This window comes from Paenibacillus sp. 01T422 (genome assembly GCF_056398785.1).
Genome location: NZ_JBFTQB010000503.1, coordinates 1 through 10,925 on the forward strand (window position 1 = coordinate 1; position 10,925 = coordinate 10,925).

Annotated in this window: 10 protein-coding genes; 2 read left to right on the forward strand and 8 right to left on the reverse strand. The window is 47.2% G+C overall.

Annotation, left to right across the window (positions count from 1 at the left end; genetic code table 11):
* From AC1DUA_RS24340 to AC1DUA_RS24365, 6 genes are all read right to left on the reverse strand, one after another.
* Positions 1-1,915, reverse strand: a 1,915-nt coding sequence (locus AC1DUA_RS24340; protein ID WP_477502219.1) for a helicase-associated domain-containing protein, incomplete at its 3' end; no start/stop codon positions are given.
* Positions 1,905-3,611, reverse strand: coding sequence for a DNA repair helicase XPB (locus tag AC1DUA_RS24345; protein WP_477502220.1), 1,707 nt, complete (start codon positions 3,609-3,611; stop codon positions 1,905-1,907). The genes AC1DUA_RS24340 and AC1DUA_RS24345, both read right to left, overlap by 11 nt.
* A gap of 134 nt (positions 3,612-3,745) precedes the next feature.
* Positions 3,746-4,720 (reverse strand): Gfo/Idh/MocA family protein, encoded by a 975-nt coding sequence (locus AC1DUA_RS24350; protein WP_477502221.1) that lies wholly within the window; start codon positions 4,718-4,720, stop codon positions 3,746-3,748.
* Positions 4,698-5,729 carry a Gfo/Idh/MocA family protein gene (locus AC1DUA_RS24355; protein WP_477502222.1) on the reverse strand — a complete coding sequence of 344 codons (1,032 nt, stop codon included), beginning with the start codon at positions 5,727-5,729 and terminating at the stop codon, positions 4,698-4,700. Before AC1DUA_RS24355 ends, AC1DUA_RS24350 begins: the two co-directional genes overlap by 23 nt.
* A 175-nt stretch (positions 5,730-5,904) precedes the next feature.
* Positions 5,905-6,345, reverse strand: coding sequence for a CBS domain-containing protein (locus AC1DUA_RS24360; protein ID WP_477502223.1), 441 nt, complete (start codon positions 6,343-6,345; stop codon positions 5,905-5,907).
* Positions 6,346-6,408: 63 nt separating this feature from the next.
* Positions 6,409-7,578: a M20 family metallopeptidase gene (locus AC1DUA_RS24365; RefSeq protein ID WP_477502224.1), complete on the reverse strand. Its 1,170-nt coding sequence runs from the start codon at positions 7,576-7,578 to the stop codon at positions 6,409-6,411.
* 330 nt (positions 7,579-7,908) lie between these two features.
* Here AC1DUA_RS24365 and ftsW point away from each other — a divergent pair, with 330 nt between their 5' ends.
* Positions 7,909-9,063 (forward strand): putative lipid II flippase FtsW, encoded by a 1,155-nt coding sequence (gene ftsW / locus AC1DUA_RS24370; RefSeq protein WP_477502227.1) that lies wholly within the window; start codon positions 7,909-7,911, stop codon positions 9,061-9,063.
* A 29-nt stretch (positions 9,064-9,092) separates the two neighbouring features.
* Here the strand turns inward: ftsW and AC1DUA_RS24375 are convergent, their stop codons facing one another.
* The gene (locus AC1DUA_RS24375) at positions 9,093-9,473 is read right to left on the reverse strand and encodes an Asp23/Gls24 family envelope stress response protein (RefSeq protein WP_477502225.1); all 381 of its coding nucleotides are present in this window, start codon (positions 9,471-9,473) and stop codon (positions 9,093-9,095) included.
* 199 nt (positions 9,474-9,672) lie between these two features.
* Between AC1DUA_RS24375 and cax the strand changes: the two genes are divergently transcribed.
* On the forward strand, positions 9,673-10,719 hold the full coding sequence (cax, locus tag AC1DUA_RS24380; protein WP_477502226.1) for a calcium/proton exchanger: 1,047 nt from the start codon (positions 9,673-9,675) through the stop codon (positions 10,717-10,719).
* A gap of 56 nt (positions 10,720-10,775) precedes the next feature.
* Here the strand turns inward: cax and AC1DUA_RS24385 are convergent.
* Positions 10,776-10,925 (reverse strand): DUF1507 family protein (locus AC1DUA_RS24385; RefSeq protein ID WP_477502228.1); only part of this gene is annotated, 150 nt, incomplete at its 5' end.

Below are 10,925 nucleotides of genomic sequence, written 5' to 3' on the forward strand. Positions count from 1 at the left end.
CTTCTAGTCCCTCCAGAATCCAGCCTGAACGTTCTTCGCGCAAAGTTCGAGGGATTATGAAGCGACTCTGCCCCTCTTTGCGCAGCTGCAAGCAGCTCTTCCATTCGATAGCTTTGCGAATCATTTCTTTACGTGTGGAACCATGGTAGGAGCGAAAATCTTGCAGCCAACTTAACGGGATATCCCCCATATCCGGGTACATGCCATCTCTTTCAGGCAATTCGGTATCCATTTCATAAAGCTGAATAGAATCTCTGGAATAACATAAACCCGGCGTCAAGTTTCTGGGCCCTTTCTCGGCATCGATTCCCGGATCTTTTACTACTGTACGACTGCTTTTAGGGTTATATCCCATATTCTCTAAACATTTGGTAAGCTGTGCTAATTGAGCTTTGGGCACGATGAAGTCAGCATCGCCAATACGCTCCCTAAGAAATGGCTGGCATTTCTCGTTTCTGAGCAGGGCCTCTGCCAAATCATTCGATCGGCAGCGAAGCAGCGTTACCTCTTCAAAATGCACCTTGCCAGTCTGCTCGCCCCATTGCCGCAGGGTTACGTTTATTGGCTCTGGAATATCATAATAAGCATTCTCTTGCAGCACGGAAATGATCTCTTCACTACTTTGCCCCATTTCCCAGGCACGATGAAAGCCTTCTTTTGTCATACGATAGGTACGAACATGATCCGTTTGCTTAAGATCAGCGAACGCTGCGATGTCCCATTCCATTCGCAGCTCTGCATCAGGAAGCAGCAGAATTTCAAAGTCAGGCTGCACATAAAACGAAGGATTCTTCGGTTGTTTTTCCAATGTTTCCCATTCACCCCTCGGTGATATCAGCCATCGAAACCAAATACCGCCTTCTTTGCTCGCAGCAAGCTCTACGAAACGGAAGATGGACAGCGGCTCTACCCAGGTAGACAGCAGTGCATGAGTCATAGAATCTGCCTCTTTCATCTGACCACTCTCGGAGCAGCACTCCATGATCGCTCTCACGATAACGTCCAACTCAACCCATTGCCCTGTGTCTGCCCTCTCCATCCATGCTAAGCCATGTTGAAGCCAGACAGGAGCAGGCAGCTGTAATTGACGCCAAACGCCGTAAAGCGCCTTCTGCTGCTTCTCATAGGGGCCATCCAGCCACGCTAGGAAAGCGTCCCTGCACACGGCGAGCTGGTCGCCATTTGCCGAAATGAACCCCATTCGGATAGCCATTTCTAGCATCAGTACTGCACCATCATTATAAATATCTCTGAATGCATAAGTAATTCCCGCGGTTCGCAGCAGGTCACTTGGAAGAGCGAGATGCTCAGTAAGCTTTAGAATCTGCTTTTTATGTAACGTTCCTTTATTGGTTAGAGGTAGTGAAGGCTGCTGTGAACATGCCACAACAAAATGAAAGAGCTGCTGGGCAAGACCTCTCGGATGCACGGTCGCTTCTTCCAGCTGTGAAGCATTCGCGTGAATAACCCCCGCTGACAACGGTTCTAGCGTGCTTTCATCCACAATAGTGTCAAGTTTTACAGAAGGAAAAAGCAGTCCCTGCCACGCGTCAAAAGCATCCTCAGGCAGCACAAAAAGCTGCTCCCCCCAGGCTTTGCGGAAAGCAGCAATAACGCCTGCACGTCTAAGACCAACCAAGCCAATGGCGACTTGTGCGCCGGCCATGCAGATGCCCGCTTGCTTTTCAAGCGAAAGGCTCGTGAATGATTCACAGCCGAATGCAGAAAGAATAAGGCGCAGCGTATTTTTCTCATCCACGGACAGTTGAGGCAGCAGTCTTAGGAGATATTTTCGGTCAGTCAGCAGATCAGGCAATGAAACTCCTTCGTTGATGTAAGAAGAGCACCAAGCTTGGCTAGAAATAAGCTTCTTCAGAGCTTCCGGCATCCGACTTACTACATGCTCATATCTCATGCTGTTCTCCTTTTCGATCTTTCGTCTCAGGACTCCAACGAGTAATGCGGTATTCATATCCTTGCTCGACCAGAAACAGTTGACGTTTCATAGCAAAATCCTGCTCTTTCGTATCCTCGCTGATGATTGAATAAAATACCGCTGCATTCGCGCCACTGCTTTTCGGGCGAAGAATGCGCCCAAGCCGCTGCGCTTCTTCTTGGCGCGATCCATAGCTGCCCGATACCTGGATAGCTACCGCGGCATCAGGTAAATCAACGGCAAAGTTAGCCACCTTGGAGACGATTAACAGCGGCAGCTGCCCTTTTTTAAATTGATCATAGAGTTCCTCTCTGAGTTCATACGCCATAGAACCACTGATCATCGGTGCACCGGTGTGAGCTGAAATCTGTTCTAACTGATCAATATATTGGCCAATAATTAATGTGGGTTCATCGATATGAAGCCCCAGCAAGTGGTCAATCACCTGTTGTTTGGCCCTATTTTCACCTGCAATCCGGAATTGCTGCCTGGCGCCAGAGGCTCCGTACAGATCGCGATCACCTTCGGATAGATGAACGCGCACTTCGTGGCAGGTAACCTTAGCAATCCAGCCTTGCGACTCGAGTTCCTTCCAGGCCATATCAAACTTCTTGGGCCCTACTAGGGAGAAAACATCCTCCTCCCGGCCATCTTCCCTGATGAGCGTAGCGGTCAACCCGAGTCTACGAGTCGCCTGAATATCCGCTGTAGCCCGGAAAACAGGAGCCGGCAGCAGATGCACCTCATCATAAATGATCAGCCCCCATTCTCTTTCGCTGAACAAACGCATATGAGCGAAGTCGTCTTCCTTTTTCCCACGATGTGTAAGAATTTGATAAGTTGCTATAGTGACTGGCCGTACGTCCTTCGTTGTTCCGTTATATTCGCCGACCTGGTCTTCTGCCAGCCCAGTTTTGCTCAAAATTTCGCGCTTCCACTGCTTCACAGATGTAACATTCGACGTAAGGATCAGCGTAGCGCAGTTGCATCTCGCCATTGCGGCGATGCCAATCACGGTTTTGCCTGCCCCGCAAGGCAGCACGAGAACGCCGCTTCCGCCTTCTCCGATACGATGAAAGGCATCAACGGCGCTTTTTTGATAGTCGCGCAGTTGAAAGGGTTCTTCGACTGCTTCTTCATCGCGCAGCTGGATTGGAAGAAATTCACCGGTTCGGTATGCGGCCAAATCCTCAACCGGATAGCCAAGCTTAATCAATTCCTGCTTCAACACGCCGCGATAAGCCGGCGAAATGGCAATAGCCCGCTCGCCGCGGGTATCTTCCAAATATTTTTTCAGCGAATCGTACGCACGAATTTCTTTCAATATGACGGTATCATCGCTGACGAGATAGAGTTCGCTGCCGACATTTTCCATGCGCAGAATGCCATATCGGTTTGCATATTTACGAATTCCGCTGAGCACAGTGGAAGGAACACCGAATTTCGCGTTTTGCTGCAAGCAAGCCGACATTTGTTCAATTGGCATACCTGCAGCCGTTGCATTCCACAGCGATAAGGGCGTAATCCGATACATATGGAGATGCTCCGGGCTTTTGATGAGATCCGCGAAACGGGATAGTACTCCCCGAACGGACTCAAATTCAGGATGATGTGTCTCCAATAAGACAGACAAATCGCTTTGTACGATCAGAGGTCGGGTAGGATCTACTTTCATTGGTTGCCATCTCCTTTCTCACTAGTATGAAAGGAAAGGGCGGGATTTAAACCTATCTGGCCTATCCGTTTTATTCACGAAAAAGCAAAACGGGCAGCCCGGCAACGATYGCCGAACTACCCGTTTATTAAATTCTATTCAACGCGAATTGCATTCTCCTGTGCAAGCAAGCAGAGTTCTGCTGCTTTGAACGTATGAGCCTGCGTCATCGCATTCTCCGTCCGGTTGATACAGTCAAGGATCAATTGGCCAAAGAAAGGAAAGCCGACTTGTCCATGAAGACTGTAGTGTTTCTCGCCTTGCTGATTAACCAGATACAACTGATCTCCTTGTGGGTCACGCGCGATGTCAATATATTTACGAAGCTCAATATATCCTTCTGTTCCCAGAATCAGCGTGCGTCCGTCGCCCCACGTCCCAAGACCGCTCGGTGTCAGCCAGTCCACGCGGAAATAGTTGGTCGCCCCGTTATCCCCAACAAGTGTAGCGTCACCGAAATCCTCTAGCTCCGGATAATCCTTCGCGTGGTAGTTCGCTACTTTACTGCTTACAACGGTAGCATCTTTGCATCCCGCGTAATGCAGAAATTGTTCGATTTGATGAGAGCCGATATCACACAGAATACCGCCATACTTATCTTTTTTGAAAAACCAATCCGGTCGGCCAGCAGCACCCAATCGGTGTGGTCCTAGTCCAATCACCTGTACAACACGGCCGATAGCGCCTTCTTCAATCAACTGCCCGGCAAACACAGCACTTTCTACGTGTAGACGTTCGCTGAAGTAAACCGAATATTTACGGCCAGTCTCTTCTACCTTTGCTTTGGCAGCGGCAAGCTGATCCAGCGAAGTGAATGGTGTTTTGTCCGTAAAGTAGTCTTTGCCATGCTCCATCGCTCTGATGCCTAGCGGTCCACGCTCAGATGGAACTGCAGCTGCAGCGATCAGCTTAACTTCAGCGTCACCGAAGATTTCTTGCTCCGAAGAAGCTGCTTTTGCTTGCGGGTATTTCTCGATGAAAGCTGCTACTTTCGCAGGATCTTGGTCATAGACCCATTTCAGTTCGGCTCCAGCTTCCAATAAACCATTACACGGATAGCAGCATTGCATTGGAAAGCATTAAGCCTTTGATGCCTTCTTCCCCTGGAGCAACAAGCGGCGTACCATGTAGGATCGCATCTACGAAGTTTTGCGTAATTCCCATATGGCTTGTTTCTTTGCCTTCGATTGGGATGTCGATTTTCCAGCATTCTGGTTGACCGAATCCACCTTTGAATGTTTCGTTAAACTCTCTTTCGGAAACGCGCAAACGCCAGAATGTCAGCTTGCCATCTTCAATGACAATTTTGCCGCGATCACCGGAAATTTCGAAACGATTTGTTCCCGGAGCTTCCCCTGTTGTTGTAACGAACAAGCCTGTTGCGCCATTCTCGTACTCGACGAATGCTGTTACATCATCCTCAACCTCGATATTGCGGTGCTTCCCGAAGTAACAGAATGCGCGAACACGCTTCGGCATCATGTCAATCGTCCACTGCCACAAATCAAGCTGATGCGGATCCTGGTTAATAAGAACACCGCCGCCTTCACCAGCCCAAGTTGCACGCCAGCCGCCTGAATCGTAGTAGCTTTGGGATCTGTACCAGTTCGTAATGATCCAGTTCGTTCTGCGAATTTCGCCGAGTTCACCGGATTCCACTAGGTCTTTCAGCTTTTTATATAAAGGATTTGTACGTTGGTTATACATCATGCTGAACACTTTACCTGATTCTTTAGCAGCCTCATTCATTTGACGCACTTGTTTGGTATACACGCCTGCCGGTTTCTCACACAAAACATGTAGTCCAGCTTTGAAAGCTTTTATCGCTACTTCGGGATGATCATAGTGTGGAGTCGCAATCAGTACGCTATCAATGATGCCCGAGTTCAGGAAGGCATCAAGATTGTCGAATAATTGGATGTCCTGACTTAGGTTTTCTTTCGCCCATTCCAAACGATCCGCTCTGAATTCACATATAGCTGTTAATTCAGCGCCTTTTACTTCGTTCTTCACCAAATATTTGGCATGTCCAGTTCCCATATTGCCCAGACCGATAATACCAATCCTAACTTTCTCCATATGTAATCACCTTTTTCTTGTCAGATTCAAAATTGAACACGTTACCAATGTAGCATATTTAAGAGTCCGCATCTTGTCGCAGATTGACTACCTTATTGCGAACTTTGACAGATACGACGCTTTAGCCAAGCAAAAAGGACCGGGTTCCCGGTCCAAATTACTCAGAGTATTCCTTTTACCTAGCTCCAACCGGCGTTTTGTCGGAAGAGATTTTACCGAGCGCTTGACCGGCTTCATCTTCGAAACTGCCGCGCACCGCCAAATCCCCGATTGCTACGATACCCACGAGCTCACCGTTCTCAACAACCGGCAGTCGCCGGATTTGATTTTTCGCCATTATCTTGGCTGCTTCTTCAATTGAGGTATTCGGATCTATCGTTGCAATATCCTTCGTTATCACATGTTCAACGGCCGTAGAACCTGAATGCTTTTCCGCATATCCGCGAACTACCAAATCTCGGTCGGTCACAACACCAATGAGCTTTTTACCGTCAACAACGGCAACGAATCCAATATCATGTTGTTTCATTTTCAAAGCAATTTCGTATACATTATCCTGCAAAGTTACTGTGACGCAATCTTTGCTCATAATCTCCCGAACGGTTTTACCAGCCATGTCCATGATCCCTCCCTTAGAGTTGTCTTACAGACATAGCATTCTCCAAAGGGTGGACGGCATTCATGCCATATAATCCAAAGCCATTCCAAGCAGCAAATTAGCCGCATTCAACATGGACTTCTCATCGATATCAAATTTGGGATGGTGATGCGGATGAATAATCCCTGCTTCTACATTACCTGCCCCTATAAACATGTAACAGCCTGGTCGATGGTGCAAATAATAAGAGAAGTCTTCTCCGGCCATAATAAGTGGGGATTCATGCGTAGCGTCTGCTCCAAATAAGGCGGCTCCTACCTTGAAAAATCGCTCTGCTTCATTCGCATCATTAACTACTGTTGGATAGCCCAGCTTGTAATCAATCTCGTAGGAAGCTCCGAACATTTCACAGGTGGACTGCACCATCCGTTCGATGCGCTTCTTGACATCTTGTCTAAGCTCAGCGTTAAACGTCCTAACGGTTCCGCTTAGTGAACTCGTTTCTGCAATAACATTGAAGCTCGTCCCTCCGTGAAAGGAACCAATGCTTACGACGCATGGTTCGATTGGATCTACTTGACGGCTTACAATCGATTGCAGATTCACAACTAATTGCGAGGCAACGTAGATGCTGTCAATGGTTTGATGAGGCAATCCGCCGTGACCGCCTTTTCCTTGAATCTGGATCGTAAATTCGTCGGGAGCAGCCATTAGTGGGCCTGCTTTGGAGTAAACGTTGCCTACTGCGAATGGTGTCCACAAATGCACGCCAAACACAGCATCAACACCTTCAAGCGCTCCGTCTTGGATCATGGAGTCTGCGCCGCCAGGGGTGATCTCTTCAGCATGCTGAAACAGGAAAACCAGATTTCCTTTCAGTTCAGTCCGGCGCTTACTTGCTACCTTCGCAATCCCGAGCAGTGTTGAGGTATGCGCATCGTGACCGCAAGCGTGCATAACCCCTTTGGTTAGCGACGTGTACGAGCAGTCTTTCTCGTCTTGAATAGGAAGAGCATCCATATCGGCTCGCAGAGCAACAGTTGGCCCGTCTCCACTGCCGCGCAGCAGCCCGACAACTCCGTTGCCACCAACACCTTGGCGAACTTCAATATCTAAGCTGCGAAGGTGAGTCGCTACGAAATCAGCCGTCCGGTATTCATGGAAGGAGAGCTCAGGGTTTTGATGCAGATAGCGCCTCCAGCCGACCATTTCTTCATAAATGGCTTGTAAGTCCGCTTGAAAATCAATCATAGATAAATCCTCCGCTCATCCTTATATGTAGATATTTCATATTTGCCTTAGTGATTGAACCTATTCTACCAAATTAATGCTCCAGTTTCATCTCCAAAGTGCCATCAAATATTAGAAATTAGACGAAGCTATCGACTTGCAGAACCATTGGAAACATACTATCATGAATAAAGAATGCATACGTACAATATGGAGGCGTTATAAGTGATTATTGAAGCAACTGGCTTAAAAGGCTTAAAAAGCGATTTGGCTCACCTGGATGAAGTAACGACGAAGCTTGGTTTCGTGCGCTGGCAGTGGGAATACACTCGTGCTACTTATGATTTCAAAATGGAAGATAAAGCAAGTCGAAGAGGAACGCCGGATTTTCTGCTGCTTCTATTAACCTTTGTGCTTGTATGCTTCGGTCTGGCCATGGTTTTCAGTGCAAGCTCGATGACAAGTGCTTATTATGGAGATCCCTGGGCATTCACGAAAAAGCAGTTAATCGCAGTCGGGATTGGAACCATCGGCATGCTCTTTTGCATGAATCTCCATTACACGAAGCTCAAAAAGCTTGTAATCCCTGCGTTCTTCTTTATCGTGATTGCCTTAATCTTCGTTATTTTCACAACCAAAGCTAATGGGGCCAGCAGTTGGTACACGCTTGGTAAATTCGGCATCCAGCCAACAGAGTTCGCCAAGTTGATTGTTATCCTGTATTTGGCTTCATTAATCAGCAACAAGGACGAAAAATTCCGCAATTTCAAAAAGGGACTGCTCCCTGCCTTAATTGTTGTTGGCTTCGTCTGTTTTCTGATCATGCTCCAGCCGGACTTTGGTTCATGCATGATTCTTTTTATTTGCTCGGCGATTGTGATTATGGTTGGCGGCTCAAATTTGAAGCACATCTTCTTGCTGGGGACGAGCTTACTGACCCTTGGTTCAATTGGTGTAGCCCTTTACATGTTAAAAGGCGGTGCCAAGGACACTGACTATCGAATTGACCGTTTGACTTCGTTTCTGGATCCTTTTTCAGACCCCCAGGGCTCTGGGCATCAAGTTGTCCAATCCTTGTACGCATTCGGACATGGCGGCTTGCGAGGGGCTGGTTTTGGACAAGGCATCCAGAAACTGCACTACTTGCCTGAGGCCCATAACGATTTTATTTTTGCCATTATCGGTGAAGAATTAGGATTCATAGGAAGCTCGCTATTTATTCTTGTTTTCATTTTCTTCATTTGGCGAGGCATCCTTATTTCTGTGCGCAGTCCGGATATGTTCGGCATGCTTGCAGGGGTAGGTATCATGGTGATGTTCGGCTTTCAAGCCTTTGTTAATATCGGAGGCGTCACAGGAACCATCCCTCTTACCGGGGTAACCCTCCCCTTTATATCAGCCGGAGGATCTTCTATGATGGTCTCTCTGATCAGTATGGGGATTATACTTAGCATATCTCGGGAACAAACGGGTAAGGAAGAACCTGTTACCAAAAAAAGACCCTAATCGACACGAAATTCGATTGGGTCTTTTTTTTATTTTACACGATTAGGATCGTCAGCAATTTCGTCTTCTCTGAAGGCAACACCTTCTACTTTAACGTTCACTTCAACCACGTTTAAGCCTGTCATATTCTCGACAGCTTCCCGGACGTTCTCTTGGAGATCCCTGCATACATCCTGAATACGGGAACCGTAATTGACGATAACGCGTAAATCGATGGCCGCTTCCACTTGACCTACCTCTACCGAGACGCCTCGTTGCACGTTTTTACCACTCAAGCGCTTAGCTAAGCCTTCTGAAATGCCACCAGACATTCCTGCTATGCCAGCTGTTTCAAGAGCTGCAAGACCTGCTATAGTGGATACTACATCATCAGAAATACGAATTAAGCCGGTTTGATTGTCTTCGGACATATGGATCAACTCCTAATATAGGGTTCTTTGAATGGAATGCCAAACTTCTCCACTCTGGTATAAATCTATTGTAATAAGTTCAATAGATGAAAGCAAGAACTGCTGCAAATGTCCAAAGTGAATTTACTTTATCGGGCAAAGTGGGTATAGTAAAAAGAAGTAAAAAAGTTCCAATATTTCAAGAGTCGGAGGGTGTACATTGAAAGGTAAATTGTTTTATGCAGGTTTAATCATTTCTTTTGTATTGACAGGGATTGCACACTACATGCATCTGGATACAACCCTGCAATTCGTCATTGCCTGTATCGCGATTATTTTTGTCGCCGGGTTCCTAGGCAAAGCGACTGAAAGTGTGGCCCATTATGCTGGCGAACGGGTAGGTGGATTTCTTAACGCTACGTTTGGCAACGCAGCCGAGCTAATCATCGCCATCTTCCTTGTGAAGGATGGCTTGTACGATATCGTTAAGGCCAGCCTTACAGGGGCTATTATCGGGAATCTCCTGCTGGTACTGGGTCTTAGTATTTTTGCAGGTGGACTCAAATTCAAAGAGCAGACGTTTAACGTAAAACTCGCTTCCCACAATTCATCCTTGATGATTCTAGGCGTCGTGGCACTTTTCATTCCTGCGATTTTCACAGGAGGTTTAACAACCAAAGAGACATCCACGATGAGCATGATCGTAGCGATTTTACTTATAGTCGCTTACTTGCTCTGGCTTCTGTTCTCCATGGTTACCCACAAAAGTGTGCTTTCTGATGCATCCGTTGAGCACGGAGAGGCTGCTTGGTCCAAATCAACCTCTATTCTCTTCCTAGTTCTATCCACTGTCATGGTTGCTTTCACGAGTGAATGGCTGGTAGGCACTTTAGATGAAGTTACTCATAAATTTGGATTCTCTGAGCTCTTTGTCGGGGCCTTCCTCGTAGCCATTATCGGAAATGCAGCCGAACACAGTGCAGCCGTCATGATGGCGATGAAAAATAAAATGGGCGCAGCCGTTGAAATCGCCATCGGCAGTTCCTTGCAAATTGCGCTCTTCGTAGCTCCAGTGCTCGTGTTGGTCAGTTTCTTCATGAGCGGTACGCCAATGAATATCGTATTCACAACCTATGAGATAGCTGCCATCGGGGTCGCCGTCTTCATAACCAAATCGATCACGCAGGATGGGTCAACCAATTGGTACGAAGGTCTCCTGCTGCTCTTTGTCTACATCATCTTAGGCGTCGTGTTCTTCCTAGTCTGACGGTCATTTAATGCCATCTACATACGCTTAACAAAAAAAGTAACCCGGTTGATGGGTTACTTTTTGTTATTCAGCGCTTCATATAGCTGAGCAAGGTTACGTTCAAGCTTGCTGAGAATTTGCTTGCCTGGCATCTCGGAAATAAGTCCCGCACGAATGGCAAAATCAATTTCTCTAGACAGACCGTACATTTGCGTATCTAGAAC

What these genes read in the sequence shown, in the direction of transcription:
- AC1DUA_RS24350 (WP_477502221.1), bottom strand. Translation starts at nt 4,720, where the DNA reads ATGCAATGCTGCTATCCGTGTAATGGTTTATTGGAAGCTGGAGCCGAA.
- AC1DUA_RS24365 (WP_477502224.1), bottom strand. Translation starts at nt 7,578, where the DNA reads ATGATTGATTTTCAAGCGGACTTACAAGCCATTTATGAAGAAATGGTC.
- ftsW (WP_477502227.1), top strand. Translation starts at nt 7,909, where the DNA reads ATGGAAGATAAAGCAAGTCGAAGAGGAACGCCGGATTTTCTGCTGCTT.
- AC1DUA_RS24355 (WP_477502222.1), bottom strand. Translation starts at nt 5,729, where the DNA reads ATGGAGAAAGTTAGGATTGGTATTATCGGTCTGGGCAATATGGGAACT.
- AC1DUA_RS24360 (WP_477502223.1), bottom strand. Translation starts at nt 6,345, where the DNA reads ATGGCTGGTAAAACCGTTCGGGAGATTATGAGCAAAGATTGCGTCACA.
- AC1DUA_RS24345 (WP_477502220.1), bottom strand. Translation starts at nt 3,611, where the DNA reads ATGAAAGTAGATCCTACCCGACCTCTGATCGTACAAAGCGATTTGTCT.
- AC1DUA_RS24375 (WP_477502225.1), bottom strand. Translation starts at nt 9,473, where the DNA reads ATGTCCGAAGACAATCAAACCGGCTTAATTCGTATTTCTGATGATGTA.